Raw genomic sequence first — 17,212 nt, 5'->3', positions numbered from 1 at the left:
TTTCCGATGGCGAAGATCGAAATCTACACCACGCCCTTTTGCGGCTACTGCGCCCGGGCCAAGGCGCTGCTCGACAGGAAGGGCGTCTCCTACGAGGAGATGGACGTCATGGAGGACGCGGCCAAGCGGACCGAGATGCGCGAGCGTTCCAAGCGCTCGACCGTGCCGCAGATCTTCATCAATGGCCGGCATATCGGTGGGTCCGATGAGCTGGCCGCCCTCGACCGCGAGGGCAAGCTCGATCCCCTGCTGACCGCAGCCGCCTGAGGGAGAGACTCCTGTGAGCAGCACGTTCAAGGCCGGTCTGATCCAGACAAACGTCAGCAACGACATGGCCGAGAACGTGGCCTTTGTGCGTGAGCAGGCCCGATTGGCGCGCGAGGCCGGCGCCGATTTCATCATGACGCCGGAGAATACCGGCCTGATCGGCGCCAATCGCAACGAGACCCTGGCCAAGGCGGAAACCGAAGAGAGCCACGCCATGCTGGCTACCGCTCGAGCGGCCGCGCGCGAGACCGGCACTTGGTTCCTGCTCGGATCGATCCATGTCCGGCAGCCCGGCGAGGAGCAGATCCGCAATCGCTCCTACCTGATCGATGCCACCGGCACTGTCGTTGCCAGCTACGACAAGATTCACATGTTCGACGTCAAGCTCGCCGGTGGCGAGAGCTATCGCGAATCCTCGACCTTCAAGCCTGGCGAAAGGTCGGTCCTGGCCGAGACTCCGTGGGGTACGCTGGGCATGACGATCTGCTACGACCTTCGCTTCCCCTATCTTTACCGCGATCTCGCCCATGCCGGCGCGACGATGATCGCCATCCCGTCGTCCTTCACCGTGCCGACCGGTCAGGCGCATTGGCATACGCTGATTCGGGCGCGGGCCGTGGAGACCGGCTGCTTCGTGTTTGCGCCGGCGCAGGTCGGCACTCACAAGGGATCGAATCGTAAGACCTACGGCCATTCGATCGTCGTCGCCCCGTGGGGCGAGGTCCTGGCCGATGCCGGCGGGGAAAAAGCCGGGTTCATCGTCGCCGATATCGACCTGGCCAAGGTTGCCGAAGCCCGCAGCATGGTGCCGTCGCTGACGCATGATCGCGAATACGCGGCGCCGGTCCTCTACAAATCCGAGGCGGCCAAGGCGGCGGAATAGCCCCGATATCCGGTTGCGCCGCTATGTCTTGCGCGCCGCAATCCGCTGCACCATCGCCATGCGGGGCTCGCTGATCATCCGCGCCTCGTAGGCAATCACCGAAAAGGCTCCCCGCACGATCTCCAGCAGTTCGCCATCCTTCAGCAGGAAGTCCGGCCGACTCGGTTTGCCGAAACGTTCGTTGCCGATCATGAACGTCTCGTAGAGCAATATCCCACCGTGCGAGACCGTCTGCACAAGCGTCGGGATCAGGCGACGATAGAGATAGTTGGTCACGATCACGGCGCCGAAAGTGCGGTTCGGCAGAGGCCATGGACTGCCATTTTCGAGATCGGCTTCGACGGCTTGGATGTTCGGATGATCTGCAAGCCGGCTAATGTCGCGGTCCACCGCGACCACCGGATTTCCACGCTGGGCGAAGAACAGGGCGTGGCGCCCGCTGCCGGCGGCGACGTCGAGGACCGTCGCTTCAGCCGGGATTAGCCCCGCCCACTGCAATATCCAGGGGGAAGGCGTCGACCCTCTTGCGTCAGCCACGTTCGCACCCCATCATGTTGGCACTCCCTTGCGGAGAGTGCCAGAAACCAAAATCATTCGTTGTTTCATGATCTTATATCGACTGCGCTGTTCCAAAGGCCATGAGTTCGAGAGCTGGTTCAAGGACAGCAAGACCTATGAACGCCAGGAAAAGAAGGCCTTGATCGGCTGCCCGGACTGCGGCGACACCAAGGTCGCCCGGGCGATCATGGCGCCGCGTATCGGCAAGGGTGGCAAGGGCGTCGAAGTTGAGGTCCCGGCCGAGGCTCCTCCCGCCCCAGTGCCGTCGGCCGAGCAGCAGAAGATGGCCGCGCTCGCCCGCCATATGCCGAAGGAACTGCGCGAGGCGCTTCTGAAGGTCCGCGCTGAAGTCGAGAAGAACTGCGAGCACGTTGGCGACAAGTTCGCCGAGGAAGCCCGCAAGATTCACTACGGCGAGAGCGACAAGCGCGGCATCTACGGCCAGACGACGGAAGAGGAAGCCGAGGCATTGGCCGAGGAAGGGATCGAGTTCGGCCGACTGCCCTGGCTGCCTCGGGGCAACTGAAGCGCCATCCCGGGGCTGCAAGGACGGAGCGCCGGCTGTCTAGCCAGCGGGCCCGGTGATTGCGTCAGCTCCCAGTAGTGGGGGCGATGCCATAAAGCATGTAATTCACGTCGAGGTCGTTCCTGTTCAGCGACCAGGTCCGACTGAGCGGGCTGTAAACCACGCCGACGATTTCCTGCGGATCGATGCCGCCGGACCGCAACCCTCGAACGACTTCGGACGGCTTGAGGAATTTCCGCCAGTCGTGCGTGCCGCGCGGCAACCAGCGCAAAACATACTCGGCGCCCGCGACCGCCATGGCCCACGCCTTGGCGGTGCGATTGAGGGTGGAGAGGAACAGCAATCCACCAGGTTTCACCAACTGGGCACAGGTCTGCAGAAAAAGATCGACGTCGGCCACGTGCTCGACGATCTCGAGGGCGAGGACGATGTCGAAGCGCTGCCCCGAGCGGGCCACGGCCTCGGCCGTTGTGGCGCGATAGTCGATGCTGAGACCTTGACGTTCGGCATGAAGGCTGGCCGTGGCGATATTCCGATCGGCCGCGTCGATGCCGGTGACATTGGCGCCCAAACGCGCCATCGGTTCGGCAATCAGGCCCCCACCGCAGCCGATATCGAGCAGCGACAGCCCCTGCAATGGCTGGCCTGACAAGGCGTCGCGGTGCCAGTGGGCGGCGGCGCGATCTCGGATATAGGCGAGTCGTACCGGGTTCAGGCGATGAAGCGGCGCGAACTTGCCCTTGGGATCCCACCATTCCTCGGCGATGCGGGCAAAGCGCTCGACTTCGGCCGGATCGACCGTCGCGGCATCGGAGAACTGTGCTGAACCGGCCATGGCTACCCTTGACCCATATGGTGTTGCCGGTGTCTATACCGCGCTTTCGAGCAGGTCCATGGCGCGCATCGTTCTCAAATTTGGCGGAACTTCGGTCGGCGATACTGATCGCATCAAGAATGTCGCCCGTAAGGTCAAAGCCGAAGTCCAACGGGGCAACGAGGTTGCCGTGGTGGTGTCGGCAATGTCGGGTACGACCAACCAGCTCGTGAAATGGGTGAACGAGATCGCGCCTTTGCATGATCCGCGCGAATACGACGTCGTCGTCGCGACCGGCGAGCAGGTGACGATCGGTCTCCTGGCGCTGGCCCTGCAGCAGGAAGGCGTGAAATCGCGCTCCTGGATGTCCTGGCAAATTCCGATCAAGACGGATGATGCTTATGCCAAGGCACGCATCCGGCACATCGACACCGGGGAAATGGCCGCGACCATGGCCGCCGGTGAAGTGCCGGTGGTGCCTGGATTCCAGGGCGTCTCCCCCGACGGACGAGTGACGACACTCGGCCGCGGCGGATCGGATACATCTGCGGTTGCCCTGGCGGCGGCCCTGAAGGCCGACCGATGCGACATCTATACCGATGTGGACGGGGTCTATACGACCGATCCCCGCATCGTCGAGAAGGCCCGCAAGATCGATCGGGTCACTTATGAAGAGATGCTCGAAATGGCCTCTCAGGGCTCCAAGGTCCTGCAGACGCGGTCGGTCGAGCTGGCGATGAATCATCATGTGCGCGTTCAGGTGCTGTCATCGTTCGATGCGGCACTCGGCAGTGATCTCCCTGGAACGCTGGTTGTCGACGAGGACGAAATCATGGCTCAAGGGCTCGAGAAATCCGTCGTGAGCGGCATCGCCTTCTCCAAGGACGAAGCCAAGATCACTGTCACGCGGGTGGCCGATCGCCCGGGCGTGGCCGCCGCCATCTTCGGCCCCCTGGCGGCTGCGAACATCAACGTCGACATGATCGTGCAGAACGTCTCGCTCGATGGCAGCTCGACCGATATCACGTTCACGGTGCCCCGAGCCGATCTCGCCCGTGCCGTCGAGCAGCTCCAGCAGGCCAGGAATGACCTCAAGTTCGCCGAGGTGAAGTCCGATACCAATGTCGCCAAGATCTCGGTGATCGGTGTCGGCATGCGCAGCCATGCCGGCGTGGCGCTCAAGATGTTCGAGACCCTGGCCGCCAAGGGCATAAATATTCAGGTGATCTCGACCTCCGAGATCAAAGTGAGCGTCCTGGTCGCGGCCGAGTACACCGAACTCGCGGTCCGGGCACTGCACACCGCCTACGAACTGGACGCAGACTAGTCCCTCACGCATGAGGTTGCCTCATGCGCGGGACAATAAGTCGGTAGGCATTTCGGCGCGGCTCTTGCTATAAGCGAGCTATGCGCGCGGCACGTGTCCATATGGCCTGCCAAGCCCGCCGTTCGGCCCTGTCGGCCGCGGCGTGGCGCGTTTGCGCCTGTATCATCGACCGCAGCTTTATTGTCACTCGACTCAAGCATTTGGCGGTCTGACCATGGAGAGAGGGACTCCCCTGGCCGGACCGCGAATGCTCCTCAAGCGGCTCCGGGACACGATGGCGCGTGGTGTTTCCGCCGAGGAAACGCTCGCGGAAGTCGTGCGGCTGGTGGCCAACGAGATGGTCGCCGAAGTCTGCTCGATATACATCCTGCGGGCGGGAGAGGTTCTGGAGCTTTTTGCAACCCAGGGCCTCAATCCATCGGCCGTGCACCGTACCCGGCTGCGGGTGGGAGAAGGTCTGGTCGGTGACATCGCCGCCCACGGTCGACCGCTGGCCCTCGCCGACGCTCAGAGCCATCCTCAATTTGCCTACCGCCCGGAAACGGGCGAGGAGGTCTTCCACTCGCTGGCTGGCGTGCCGATCCTGCGCGCCGGACGCGTGCTGGGTGTCCTCGTTGTTCAGAACCGTACGCGCCGCCAGTACGACGAGGAGGAAGTCGAAACCCTCCAGACCATCGCCATGGTTCTGGCGGAGATGGTCGCGGCAGGCCGGCTCGTCAGCCCCAACGAGGTGCAGCAGGTCGACGGCATCGGCCTGCTGCCGCTGCGCGTCGATGGTGTCCAGCTCACGTCCGGCGTGGCCATCGGCCGTGCCGTTCTGCACGAACCGCGAATCGTCATCCAACGCGTCGTCGCCGAGGATGTCGGTGCGGAGCAGGAGCGCTTCGAGGAAGCACTGGCATCAGTCCGCGAGGACGTCGATCGCATGCTGGAAGCCCACGATATGCAGTCGGGGGAGCATCGCGAGGTGCTCGAAACCTTCCGCATGTTCGTCGACGATCGCGGCTGGCGGGAGCGCGTGCGCGAGGCAATCGCATCGGGGCTCACCGCCGAGGCCGGCGTGCAGAGAGCCTTCGACGACGTTCGAACCCGCCTGGGACAATCGACGGATCCCTACATCCGGGAACGGCTGAGCGACCTGCAGGACCTGACCAATCGACTGTTGCTGCGGCTTACGGGGCGCACGAACGGCGAGTCCGGCGGACAGCCCGAGGATATGGTGGTGATCGCCCGCGACATGGGTCCGGCGGAGTTGCTCGACTACGACCGCTCACGCCTGCGCGGCGTCGTTCTCGAGGAAGGATCGGCGTTGAGCCACGTCGCCATCGTGGCGCGGGCGCTCGACATTCCGGTCGTCGGACGCGCGCCCAGCGTGCTGTCTCGTGTCGAGCCGGGCGACACGATCGTCGTCGATGGCGACAGCGCCCAGGTCCTGGTGCGGCCGTCGGAGGACGTGGTCCAGACGATCTACGCGGCGATCGATGCGCGCGCCGAGCGGCGGCGCAAATATGCGGCGCTACGCGACCTGCCACCGGCGACGCGCGATCAGGCGCGGGTCGGTCTGTATATGAACGCCGGTTTGCTGATCGACATGCAGCATCTCGAAGAGACGGGTGCCGACGGCATTGGTCTCTATCGAACCGAAATTCCGTTCATGGTGCGTTCGGAGTTTCCGGATGTCGAAGCGCAGGCGTGGCTCTACAGCCGGGTGCTCGACATTGCCGATGGCCGCCCGGTGACGTTCCGGACGCTCGATGTCGGCGGCGACAAGGTGCTGCCCTATGTCGACGCCTTCGGCGACGAAAACCCAGCCATGGGCTGGCGCGCGATCCGGATCGGGCTCGATCGCCCGGCCATGCTGCGGCGTCAGTTGCGCGCCATGCTCCAGGCTGCCAATGGCCGTCCTCTGTCGATCATGTTCCCGATGATCGCCGACGTTTCCGAATTGCTGGCCGCGCGTCGTCTGCTCGAACTCGAACTCGACCGTGCCCGTCGGCGTGGGCTTCCCGAACCGGAGCGGCTGCGTGTTGGCATTATGTTCGAAGTGCCGGCGCTGGCATGGCAGCTCGACAGTCTTCTGCCTCATGTCGATTTTGTTTCGGTCGGTACGAACGATTTGATGCAATTCCTGTTCGCAGCTGATCGCGGCAATGCGCGTGTCTCCGCCCGATACGATACCTTGTCCCCGGCGCTGCTTCGGCTTCTACATTTTGTTGTGGAAAAGGTTCGGCCCGCCGGCGTGGAGATCACCGTCTGCGGCGAGATGGCCGGTCGGCCCGTCGAGGCGCTTGCCTTGCTTGCCATTGGCGTTCGGACCTTGTCGATGTCGCCTGGAGCGATCGGTCCAGTGAAGGCGATGATTCGTTCGCTCGATCTCACTGAAGCGAGTGCCTTTGTATCTTCAGCGCTGACGCAGCCGGATCGCCCCTTGCGTGAGACGCTTCGTCTGTTTGCCGCGGATCATGCTGTCGAAATTTGACCTCGCAGGGCGAATCGCTTTTGCCCTCGTAAAGGTCGTCTGCTAAGAGTCCGCCGAAGGCAGGGCGGCGGGGACGATTCATGCCGGATCAAGTCGATTGGCAGGCCATGGGGCACGACACAACGGGACATGCTGTCGGTCGACTGCTGCGTGACGAACGCGAGGCGCGTGGTTTGTCGATTGCAGACGTCGCCAAGAATCTTTGCATTCGGCCGTCTTATCTGGAAGCGATCGAGCAGGGGCGGTTCGAGAAGTTGCCGGGTGCTGCTTATGTTCCGGCCTTCCTTCGTGCTTATGCACGCCATCTCGGTCTCGATGCCCAAAAGGTTCTGACGGCCTATCAGCTTTCGGGATCGGTGCCGATCGAGCGTCCGGTCTCCATGCCGGGCGATTTTCCGCAACCGGAAAGGCGCGCGCCGATCGGCCTCGCTGTGCTGACGGTCCTGCTCGTGATCGCGGCCGGCTATGGCGTGTGGCACTATTTGCCGCGGCAGCAGCCGGTGGTTGTAGAGAAGGTGCCTCCTGTACCGGATCGGCTCCTGGCGTCTCAGCCCTCCACCAGTGAGACGGCCCGCTTGGCGACGGCTCCGGCTGTCGTCACGCCCGGTCCGGCGGCAAGCAAGACGGACAGTCAGAAGTCGGCCGCTGCGCCGACTGCACCGGCGGTGCAACCTCAGCAGCCGGCTCAGGGACCAGGCTTGCCGCGGCCGCCGCGGCAGGACGTCGCCACTGCGCCGCCTCCTCCGGTTGCTCCTCCTCCGGCCGTGATCGCGGTTCCGGCCGCACCACCGCCGGTGATGATGTCGGTCCCGTCGGCCGGTCAGGCTTTGGCGGCGCAACCGCCCGGCGCCGATACGCCGCGGGAGGCCCCAGCCGACGCAGCGACGCAGGAGGCGGTGGCCCGTCCGGCGCCGCCGGCCAATGCCGATACCGCCGTCGTGGTTGCGACGCCCACCAAGTCCGATACCAAGGTGGTGGTGCGGTCCAACAGCTGGGTCGAGCTGCGTTCACCAAACGGTGACGTTCTGGCGCAGACCTATGTTCGTGCCGGTGAGAGCTACGTCGTGCCCGCCGGTATTTCGTACCGCGTCATCGACGCCCACTAGGACCGAACCACTAGGATCGAAACGGCAGCGGCGAGCGCTGCCGGAAGCGCATTTTCAGGGCTAGCTGCGGCTGGATAAGCCGGGCGTCCATCGCTACATTGCCGGCATGAGCATCAGGCCCTATCGCGATATCGTGCGCCGCAAATCGCGGCAGGTGATGGTTGGGTCCGTGCCGGTCGGGGGCGGAGCGCCGATCACGGTGCAGACCATGACCAACACGTTGACCGCTGACGCCGAAGCGACGATCGCGCAGATACGGCGCTGCGAGGAGGCCGGGGTCGATATCATTCGGGTTTCCTGTCCCGATGAGGACTCGACCAAGGCCCTGCCGGCCATCGTCAAGGCGGTGCGGGTTCCGATCGTCGCCGATATCCATTTCCACTATCGGCGCGCGATCGAGGCGGCCGATGCCGGCGCGGCCTGTCTACGCATCAATCCGGGCAATATCGGCAGCGCCGATCGGGTTCGCGAGGTGGTCAAGGCGGCCCGCGATCACGGCTGCTCGATGCGGATCGGCGTGAATGCCGGCTCGCTGGAGAAGGATCTGCTGGAGAAATACGGCGAGCCCTGCCCGGAGGCGATGGTCGAGAGCGCCCTCGATCATGCGCGCATCCTGCAGGATCACGATTTCCACAATTTCAAAATCAGCGTGAAAGCCTCGGACGTCTTCCTGGCGGTCGCGGCCTATCAGCAACTGGCCGACGCTTGCGACTATCCCCTGCATATCGGCGTCACCGAAGCCGGGGGCCTGAGGACCGGCACCGTGAAGTCGTCGATTGGGCTCGGTGCCTTGCTGTGGGCCGGCATCGGCGACACGATCCGCGTCTCGCTCTCGGCGGAGCCCGAGGAGGAAGTGCGCGTCGGCTTCGAGATGCTGAAGGCGCTCAATCTGCGCCATCGCGGCGTGAACATCGTTTCCTGCCCGTCCTGCGCGCGTCAGCAATACGACGTGATCCGCACGGTCGAGGCGCTGGAAAAGCGGGTGGCTCACATCACCACTCCCATGACGGTGTCGGTGATCGGCTGCGTCGTGAACGGTCCCGGCGAGGCGCGTGAGACCGACATCGGCTTCACCGGCGGCGGCAATGGAACACACCAGGTCTACATCGCCGGTGTGCCGCACCATCGCCTGAAGGACGAGAGCATCGTCGAGCATCTGGCGCAGTTGATCGAGAAGAAGGCGGCCGAGATCGAAGCCGCCAAGGCGCCCTCCGCCGCTCTCCATAGCGCTGCGGCCGAGTAGCGTCGGCCGCTTGAAATTTCGGACGATTCCCGAGGCGATTCCCCGTGAGCAAACTTCAGCCGGTACGCGGCACGCACGATCTTCTTCCCGATGAATACCGTCGTTTCGCCCACGTCGTCGGGTCGGCGCGCGATGTGGCGCGTCTGTACGGATACCGGGAGATGGCGACGCCGATCTTCGAGTTCACCGAGCTGTTCGCGCGCGGCATCGGCGAGACGACCGATGTCGTGTCCAAGGAGATGTACACGTTCCTGGATCGGGGCAACGAGTCGCTGACCCTGCGGCCGGAATATACCGCCGGCATCTGTCGGGCCTTCATCTCCAACGGTGAACTTGCGCAGCAACTGCCGCTCAAGATCTTCGCCGCCGGTCCCATGTTCCGTTACGAGCGGCCGCAGAAGGGCCGTCAGCGCCAATTCCACCAGATCGATGTCGAAGTCCTGGGCGCGCCGGAACCGGCTGCCGACATCGAAGTGATCTCGCTTGCGGCGGACATCCTCGATCGGCTGGGAATCCTCGACCGCTGCGTCCTCAAGGTCAATTCACTTGGAGATCCCGAGAGCCGGCTTGCCTATCGCAGCGTCCTCTACGACTACTACGTGGCGCATGAAAGCCGGCTGTCGGAGGATTCGCGCAACCGGCTGGTGCGCAACCCGTTACGCATCCTCGACAGCAAGGATGAGGGCGACAAGGAGATCAACGCCGGCGCACCGAGCTTTGCCGATCATCTGAACGAAACCAGTCGCGATTTTTTCGCGGCCGTGAAGGATGGCCTCATGGCAGCGGGCATTGCGTTCGAGGTCGATCCCGGCCTGGTGCGTGGCCTCGACTATTACACCCATACCGCCTTCGAGTTCGTGACCACGCATATCGGCGCCCAGGGAACCGTGCTCGGCGGCGGTCGCTACGACGGCCTGATTGCCGAGCTTGGTGGTCCGCCCACCGCCGGCATCGGCTGGGCCGGTGGTATCGAGCGTCTGATGATGCTCGCCAACGAACCTGCGCCGCTGCCACGCCCCGTGGTGATGGTTCCATTGGGAGCTGCTGCCGAAACCAGGGCGATCGGCATCGCGCGAACGCTGCGTCGCGTCGGTATCGCGGTCGAGCAGGATTATCGCGGCAACATGAAACGGCGCATGCAGCGCGCCAACAAGCATAACGCGCGCGCGGCCGTCATCATCGGCGATGACGAACTCGCCAAGGGCGTGGCGCAGGTGAAGGACCTCGACACTGGCGAGCAACAGGAAGTGGCGCTCGACACGCTGACGCAGGCGCTGGGTCGCTGATCCATGTCTCTGTTGCACAAGCTCGACCAGGTGGTGGCGAGGCATGCCGAACTGCAGGCGGCCTTGTCCGCGGGCACCCTCGATTCCCAGAAGTTCGTCGCGGCGTCGAAGGAATATGCCGATCTCGGGCCGCTGGTCGACGCGGTGAACCTTTGGCGGAAGGCGCAGCAGGAACTCAAGGATGCCGAGGCCTTGGCGGCCGATCCCGACATGAGGGCGATGGCCGAGGAAGAGGCCGCCGAACTCAGGAAGCGCCTGCCCGAGCTCGAGCGCAACGTGAAGCGGATGTTGCTGCCCAAGGATGCCGCCGACGAGAAGAACGCCATCCTGGAAATTCGCGCCGGCACTGGAGGCGATGAGGCGGCCTTGTTCGCCGCTGACCTGTTTCGCATGTACCAGCGCTACGCTGCCGAGCACGGCTGGAAGTTCGAGATCATGGAGCTCTCCGATACCGGCATCGGCGGCTACAAGGAGGCGATCGCGACCGTCAGCGGCAAGGGGGTGTTCGCGCGCCTGAAGTTCGAATCCGGCGTCCACCGCGTGCAGCGCGTGCCGGCAACAGAAGCCTCGGGGCGCATCCACACCTCTGCCGCAACCGTGGCGGTCCTGCCGGAAGCCGAGGAATTCGACGTCAAGATCGACGAGAAGGATTTGCGGATCGATGTGTTTCGCGCCTCGGGCCCGGGCGGCCAGTCGGTGAACACGACCGACTCCGCCGTGCGCATCACCCATCTGCCGACCGGTCTGGTGGTCAGCCAGCAGGACGAGAAGAGCCAGCACAAGAACAAGGCCAAGGCGATGAAGATCCTGCGCGCGCGCCTCTACGAGGCCGAGCGCCAGCGCCGCGACGATGCCCGCGCGGCGGATCGCAAGGGCCAGGTCGGCAGCGGCGATCGCAGCGAACGCATCCGCACCTACAACTTTCCGCAGAGCCGCGTCACCGATCACCGCATCAACCTGACGCTCTACAAGCTCGACGAGGTGATGGAGGGGCGCGGCCTGGACGAGATCATCGACGCCCTGATCGCCGATGACGAGGCGAGCCGGCTGGCGGAGCTGGCGAGCTGACCGCGACCTACGACTCGCTGTTGCGGGACACCGCCGTCGCCTTGACCGCGGCGGGTATCGACAATGCCCGCTTCGAGGCGCGCCTGCTGCTGAGCTACGCCGCCGGCCTTTCGGTGGAACAGTTGATCGCCCATGGACGGGACGCGGCGCCGCCCGCCATCGTCTCGGCATTGCGCACGCTGACGGCGCGGCGCGTTCAGCGCGAGCCGATGGCCTACATCCTCGGCGAGCGCGAGTTCTGGGGCCTGCCGTTCAAGGTCTCCCCGGCCGTGCTGGTGCCGCGGCCCGATAGCGAGACGCTGATCGAGGCGACGCTCGGGCTGATGCCGGACCGGCAGCGCGCGTGGCGTATCCTCGATCTCGGCGTCGGCTCGGGCTGCCTGCTGCTGACCCTGCTGCGCGAATATCCGAACGCCCTCGGATGGGGCGTCGATATCTCGGCCGAGGCATTGACGGTCGCCAAATCCAATGCGGAGGCTCTCGGGGTGGCAGGTCGGGCAACCTTTCGATTGGGCGATTGGCGCCTAGAGGGATGGGCTCAAGGCTTGCCCGGGCCATTCGATCTGGTCGTTTCGAATCCCCCCTATATCGAAACCTCGACCATTGATCGCCTCATGCCGGAAGTCGGGCGCTACGAACCCCGGGCGGCCCTCGACGGTGGACCGGACGGATTGGAGGCCTACCGGGCTATCGCGGCGGCCGGGCGCAAATTGGTCACACCGGGCGGATTCCTTCTCGTTGAAGGCGGAGCCGGCCAAGCCCCTGATATTTCAGGCATCTTTTCGTCATGCGGTATGAGCGTCATGCCCTTCTGGAAGGATCTCGGGGGCGTTGAAAGAGTGGTGGGCGCCCACCATTAAATGGTTGGCAAGGCAAGGCTTTGCGACTACGTTCCCTCTGCCCTTTAGGGAGGCTTGGCCCAAGCCGACAGGTGTCGGTGGGCATCGGTCCCTAGACATTGAGCTGCGACGGCGCCCGGAAAGGGCAAAGGGCTCGCTAACAACAACACCGTCCGGCATGCAACTGGCCTTAGGTTAATGAGACCAAACAATCGTCAGCGGTCGCGCGGCGGCCGCAGTGGTGGCGGCGGCGGCCACGGTCATCACAAGCAGCAGCACAGCCACAATCCCAACAGACCGCCGAATCGAAACCAGATTTTCGATAGCAGCGGTCCGGATGTACGGGTGCGCGGCAATGCGCACCAGGTATTCGACAAGTACCAGGCGTTGGCTCGGGAAGCGGCTGCCTCCGGCGACCGCATCATGGCCGAAGCCTACTGGCAGTATGCGGATCATTATTTCCGCGTCATCCAGACCATGGGCGGCTTTACCCATCGCAACAACCAGGGTTGGGGCGAGGGTGAGGAAGGCCAGCAGGCCAATCCTCAAGGCCAGCCCAATCCTCCGCCGCAGGCGACCAACGGTAACGGTGCCGGTTACGGCCCGGAAGACCGGCAGGGCAATCGCGGCGAGGAGCAGGCGGAAGCCGAACCTGGACTGGGTGGCGTCGCTTTTCTGCAAAACGGTCGCGGTACTGCCGCAAGCAGCGATCCGGCCGTCGAAGAGCAGCCGGACGTCCCGGCCTTTACCCCGGCGACCGGCCGGCGCGGCTAGCCTGTTCGCCGCGCGCTCACGGCGCACGGCGGCATTCTTCCGGAACGGACAAGGTCGGCCCTGGAGGCCGGCCGTCGCTGTCCCCATTTGGCGCGGTGCAAACACCGGGGGCAGCTGAGGCGCACGCATGGATGGCGCCCCTGAACGCGCCGTCGCGTTCTCACCTGGAAAAGACCCTATCGACTGAAGCCTCGGGACGCCGATCTGCCGATCGACGGCCGTGATGTCTGGCGCAGGGCCATGGCCGGGTCGTCCCGATCCTCGACGTCGAGATCGGGCATCAAATTCTCCCTCGTTATTGATCTGGATCGTGTCGATCCCGGTCGATGGACCGCTAGCCTAGTTTCGAAAGGCCGTACACACGGCTTGGTCTTGTACCGGCGCCGGCGCCTCCCATATCGAGCGCAGGATGCCCGGAAAGGGGTCCACTCTTTCGCCCGCCGCTGGACGGGGGCGCGAAATGAAAGGGTAGAGTGAGATGAACCAAGAGAAATACACCGAGCGTATGCGCGGCTTCCTGCAGAGTGCCCAGATGCTGGCTCTGCGGTCCGGCCATCAGCGCTTCCTTCCAGACCATCTGCTGAAGGTGCTTCTTGATGATCCGGAAGGCCTGGCGGCCAACCTGATCAACTCCGCCGGCGGCGATTCCCGCGTGGTCCTCAAGGCGGTCGAAACCGCCCTCGGCAAGCAGCCGAAGGTGGAAGGCCAGGGCGCCGGCCAGATCTATATGGCGCCGGAAACCGCCCGCCTGTTCGATCAGGCCGAGTCGATTGCGGAAAAGGCCGGCGATTCGTTCGTGACGGTCGAGCGCATGTTGATGGCGCTGGTGCTTGCCAAGGGCACCGAGGCAGCCGATGCGCTGGCCAAGGGCGGTGTGAAGCCGCAAGCGCTGGAAAAGGCGATTGCCGAACTGCGCAAGGGCCGGACGGCCGATTCGGCATCCGCCGAAGGTAGCTACGACGCCCTGAAGAAGTACGCTCGCGACCTGACCCAGGCAGCGCGCGACGGCAAGCTCGACCCGGTGATCGGTCGCGACGACGAAATTCGCCGCACCATCCAGGTCCTGAGCCGCCGCACCAAGAACAACCCTGTCCTGATTGGCGAACCCGGCGTCGGCAAGACCGCCATCGCCGAGGGACTGGCGTTGCGCATCGTCAACGACGACGTCCCTGAATCCCTGAAGGGCAAGAAGCTTCTGGCGCTCGACCTCGGCGCCATGGTGGCGGGTGCCAAATATCGCGGCGAGTTCGAGGAGCGGCTGAAGGCCGTTCTGTCGGAAATTTCGTCGGCTGAAGGCGACATCATCGTCTTCATCGACGAACTCCACACCTTGATCGGCGCCGGCAAGGCGGATGGTGCGATGGACGCCTCCAACATGCTGAAGCCCGCCCTCGCGCGTGGCGAACTGCATTGCGTGGGCGCCACGACCCTCGACGAATACCGCAAGCACATCGAAAAGGACGCGGCGCTGGCGCGGCGCTTCCAGCCGGTGTTTGTCGCCGAACCGACGGTCGAGGACACGATCTCGATCCTGCGCGGCCTCAAGGAGAAGTACGAACTCCATCACGGCGTTCGTATCGCCGACGGGGCCATCGTGGCCGCCGCGACGCTGTCGAACCGCTATATCTCCGACCGCTTCCTGCCGGACAAGGCGATTGACCTCATGGACGAGGCGGCGAGCCGCATCCGCATGCAGGTCGACAGCAAGCCGGAGGAACTGGATGAACTCGACCGGCGCATTATCCAGCTCAAGATCGAGCGGGAGGCGCTGAAGAAGGAGAGCGACCAGGCGTCACGGGACAGGCTGGAACGGCTGGAGAAGGATCTGGCCGAGCTCGAGCAGAAGTCCGCGGCGCTGACGGCCCAGTGGAAGTCGGCCAAGGACAAGCTGGCCGACTCGCAGAAGATCAAGGAGCAGCTCGACAAGGCGCGCTCCGAACTGGAGATCGCCCAACGCAAGGGTGAACTCGGCCGCGCCGGCGAACTGGCTTACGGCGTCATCCCCGAGCTCGAGAAGAAGCTCAAGGATGCCGAAGGCCAGGACGTTCAGGGCGGCAAGGGCGTGAAGGAGGAAGTCACGCCTGAGGACATCGCGGCCGTGGTGTCGCGGTGGACGGGCGTGCCGGTCGACAAGATGCTCGAAGGCGAGCGGGCCAAGCTCCTGCGCATGGAGGAGGAGCTCGGCAAGCGCGTCATCGGCCAGGAAGAGGCCGTTCGTGCCGTGTCCAATGCCGTCCGGCGTGCCCGGGCCGGCCTGCAGGATCCGAACCGCCCGATCGGCTCGTTCCTGTTCCTGGGCCCCACAGGTGTCGGCAAGACCGAGCTGACCAAGGCGATCGCCCAGTTCCTGTTCGACGACGACCAGGCCATGGTGCGCATCGACATGAGCGAGTTCATGGAGAAGCACGCCGTCAGCCGACTGATCGGCGCGCCTCCGGGCTATGTTGGCTACGACGAGGGCGGTGTGCTGACCGAAGCGGTGCGGCGCCGGCCATATCAGGTCATCCTGTTCGACGAGGTCGAGAAGGCGCATCCGGACGTGTTCAACGTCCTGTTGCAGGTGCTGGACGACGGCCGTCTGACCGACGGCCAGGGCCGTACGGTCGACTTCAAGAACACGTTGATCGTGCTGACGTCCAACCTCGGCAGCTCGTATCTCGCCTCCTTGAAGGATGGTGAACCGACCGACACGGTCCGCGAGCAGGTGATGGAGGAGGTCCGGAGGGCATTCCGGCCCGAGTTCCTCAATCGCCTCGACGAGATCCTGCTGTTCAGCCGGTTGAGCCGCGCCAACATGGCGGACATCGTCGAGATCCAGCTCGACCGGCTGCGCAAGCTGCTGGCCGATCGCAAGATCGACCTCAAGGTCGACGGCAAGGCGCTGCAGTGGCTGGCCAACCGTGGCTACGACCCGATCTATGGGGCGCGGCCGCTGAAGCGAGTCATTCAGCGGAGCCTGCAGAACCCGCTGGCCTCGCTGATCCTCGAGGGCAAGATCGTCGAGGGCGAGACCGTCGAGATCGGCGTCGAGAATGGCGAGCTCACCGTCGATGGCGAGCGGGTCCTGAGCGAAGCCGCCGACTGATCCGGGCATACAACCGACAAGAGAAAGGCCGTCCATGGAAATGGACGGCCTTTTCGCGTTGCGTGCTTGACCCGGTGATTACCCGCCTCGTGCTCCGTCCGCCGCCGCGCTTTCCTTCTGCCTGGCCGGGGGCGGACTTGCCTCGGCGATATGAGGAGCATTCTTGAGCTGATTCAGATACTCGCGCGAGAGCGCCTTGAACCGGTTCATGTCCTTGCCGGACAGGCCGGCGCGCATGGCGAACTTCTGCGCCAGCGGATTGACGGGATGCCCGTCGCGGTAGAACTCGTAATGCAAGTGTGGGCCGGTCGAGAGGCCCGTCGAGCCGACGAAACCGATCACCTGGCCCTGGCGCACCAGCACGCCGGGTTTGATGCCGGGCCCGAGTCTCGACATGTGGCCGTAGCCGGTGCCGATCTGGGTCGTATGCTGAAGCTTCACGAAGATGCCGTAACCTCCGTTGGGCCCCGCCGTCACGACCTTGCCCGCGCCGGCGGCGAAGATCGGCGTGCCGGTCGGAGCCCCGAAATCGACGCCCGTATGCATGGCGCTGAAGCCAAGTATCGGATGCTCGCGCATGCCGAAGCGCGAGGTGATGTGCGAGGCGTCCATGGGCGTGCGCAAAAAGGAACGCACCACGCTCTCACCCTTCGGATTGTAGAAACCATCGGCACCGTTCTGAGGGCGGAAGCGAACGACGATGATCGTGCGATCGGTGAGCCGAAGCTCGCCGGCCAGCAGCCTGCCGGGATCGGTGACTCGACCGTCGCTTGTGACCTGCTGTTCGAGCAGCAGGGTGAAACGTTGGCCTTGTTTCAGTTCACGCTGGAAGTCGACGTCGTAGGAGAGCGCGCGGATGAAATCGAGAATCGCCGGCGTCGGCGCGCCCGCTTGCATCGCGCTTTGCTGCAGCGACCCTTGGCGCACCGCCTCGACGCGGACGATTCTTGGGCTGAC

At 64.5% G+C, this 17,212-nt stretch carries 15 protein-coding genes (1 of these 15 cut by a window edge); 12 read left to right on the top strand and 3 right to left on the bottom strand.

The genetic code is table 11. The features are described 5' to 3' along the window. The first annotated feature begins 6 nt into the window (after nucleotides 1-6). A complete protein-coding gene (gene grxC / locus B5D62_RS27995) occupies nucleotides 7-267 on the top strand; it encodes a glutaredoxin 3 (RefSeq protein ID WP_085937407.1) in 261 nt (86 codons plus the stop codon). A gap of 13 nt (nucleotides 268-280) precedes the next feature. Beyond that, nucleotides 281-1,150 carry a carbon-nitrogen hydrolase family protein gene (locus B5D62_RS27990; RefSeq protein WP_085937356.1) on the top strand — a complete coding sequence of 290 codons (870 nt, stop codon included), beginning with the start codon at nucleotides 281-283 and terminating at the stop codon, nucleotides 1,148-1,150. Nucleotides 1,151-1,171: 21 nt separating this feature from the next. Here the strand turns inward: B5D62_RS27990 and B5D62_RS27985 are convergent, their stop codons facing one another. After that, nucleotides 1,172-1,687 (bottom strand): class I SAM-dependent methyltransferase, encoded by a 516-nt coding sequence (locus tag B5D62_RS27985; protein ID WP_085937355.1) that lies wholly within the window; start codon nucleotides 1,685-1,687, stop codon nucleotides 1,172-1,174. 67 nt (nucleotides 1,688-1,754) lie between these two features. Here B5D62_RS27985 and B5D62_RS27980 point away from each other — a divergent pair, with 67 nt between their 5' ends. Further along, nucleotides 1,755-2,234: a DUF1178 family protein gene (locus tag B5D62_RS27980; protein WP_085937354.1), complete on the top strand. Its 480-nt coding sequence runs from the start codon at nucleotides 1,755-1,757 to the stop codon at nucleotides 2,232-2,234. A 64-nt stretch (nucleotides 2,235-2,298) separates the two neighbouring features. Here B5D62_RS27980 and ubiG read toward each other — a convergent pair whose 3' ends face one another. Next, complete coding sequence (gene ubiG / locus B5D62_RS27975) at nucleotides 2,299-3,069, bottom strand: bifunctional 2-polyprenyl-6-hydroxyphenol methylase/3-demethylubiquinol 3-O-methyltransferase UbiG (protein ID WP_085937353.1); 771 nt, start codon at nucleotides 3,067-3,069, stop codon at nucleotides 2,299-2,301. Nucleotides 3,070-3,127: 58 nt separating this feature from the next. On the opposite strand from ubiG, the gene B5D62_RS27970 reads away from it, so the two are divergent. From B5D62_RS27970 to clpB, 9 genes are all read left to right on the top strand, one after another. Then, a complete protein-coding gene (locus B5D62_RS27970; protein WP_085937352.1) occupies nucleotides 3,128-4,375 on the top strand; it encodes an aspartate kinase in 1,248 nt (415 codons plus the stop codon). 247 nt (nucleotides 4,376-4,622) lie between these two features. Continuing rightward, nucleotides 4,623-6,854: a phosphoenolpyruvate--protein phosphotransferase gene (ptsP, locus tag B5D62_RS27965; RefSeq protein ID WP_231714965.1), complete on the top strand. Its 2,232-nt coding sequence runs from the start codon at nucleotides 4,623-4,625 to the stop codon at nucleotides 6,852-6,854. 80 nt (nucleotides 6,855-6,934) lie between these two features. After that, entirely contained in the window at nucleotides 6,935-7,960 is a 1,026-nt protein-coding gene (locus B5D62_RS27960; protein ID WP_085937351.1) for a helix-turn-helix domain-containing protein, read from the top strand. A 106-nt stretch (nucleotides 7,961-8,066) separates the two neighbouring features. Beyond that, the gene (ispG, locus tag B5D62_RS27955; RefSeq protein ID WP_085937350.1) at nucleotides 8,067-9,203 is read left to right on the top strand and encodes a flavodoxin-dependent (E)-4-hydroxy-3-methylbut-2-enyl-diphosphate synthase; all 1,137 of its coding nucleotides are present in this window, start codon (nucleotides 8,067-8,069) and stop codon (nucleotides 9,201-9,203) included. Between the two features lie 44 nt (nucleotides 9,204-9,247). Further along, the gene (hisS, locus tag B5D62_RS27950; protein ID WP_085937349.1) at nucleotides 9,248-10,489 is read left to right on the top strand and encodes a histidine--tRNA ligase; all 1,242 of its coding nucleotides are present in this window, start codon (nucleotides 9,248-9,250) and stop codon (nucleotides 10,487-10,489) included. Between the two features lie 3 nt (nucleotides 10,490-10,492). Continuing rightward, a complete protein-coding gene (gene prfA / locus B5D62_RS27945) occupies nucleotides 10,493-11,557 on the top strand; it encodes a peptide chain release factor 1 (RefSeq protein ID WP_085937348.1) in 1,065 nt (354 codons plus the stop codon). 20 nt (nucleotides 11,558-11,577) lie between these two features. Next, nucleotides 11,578-12,417 carry a peptide chain release factor N(5)-glutamine methyltransferase gene (prmC, locus tag B5D62_RS27940; RefSeq protein WP_231714964.1) on the top strand — a complete coding sequence of 280 codons (840 nt, stop codon included), beginning with the start codon at nucleotides 11,578-11,580 and terminating at the stop codon, nucleotides 12,415-12,417. Between the two features lie 177 nt (nucleotides 12,418-12,594). Beyond that, entirely contained in the window at nucleotides 12,595-13,170 is a 576-nt protein-coding gene (locus tag B5D62_RS27935) for a DUF4167 domain-containing protein (protein WP_085937346.1), read from the top strand. 478 nt (nucleotides 13,171-13,648) lie between these two features. Continuing rightward, entirely contained in the window at nucleotides 13,649-16,255 is a 2,607-nt protein-coding gene (gene clpB / locus B5D62_RS27930) for an ATP-dependent chaperone ClpB (RefSeq protein WP_085937344.1), read from the top strand. Nucleotides 16,256-16,333: 78 nt separating this feature from the next. Here the strand turns inward: clpB and B5D62_RS27925 are convergent, their stop codons facing one another. Continuing rightward, a protein-coding gene (locus B5D62_RS27925) for a M23 family metallopeptidase (RefSeq protein ID WP_170921175.1) crosses the window boundary here: on the bottom strand, nucleotides 16,334-17,212 show its 3' portion. It continues 396 nt past the right edge of the window; the window shows 879 of its 1,275 coding nt (coding positions 397-1,275); its start codon lies beyond the right edge, outside the window; it ends in the stop codon at nucleotides 16,334-16,336.

It is taken from the genome of Enhydrobacter aerosaccus (assembly GCF_900167455.1).
Taxonomy (GTDB): domain Bacteria; phylum Pseudomonadota; class Alphaproteobacteria; order Reyranellales; family Reyranellaceae; genus Reyranella; species Reyranella aerosaccus.
Note: the sequence above shows the minus strand (reverse complement) of the source record. Positions and strands in the feature narration are given on the sequence as shown.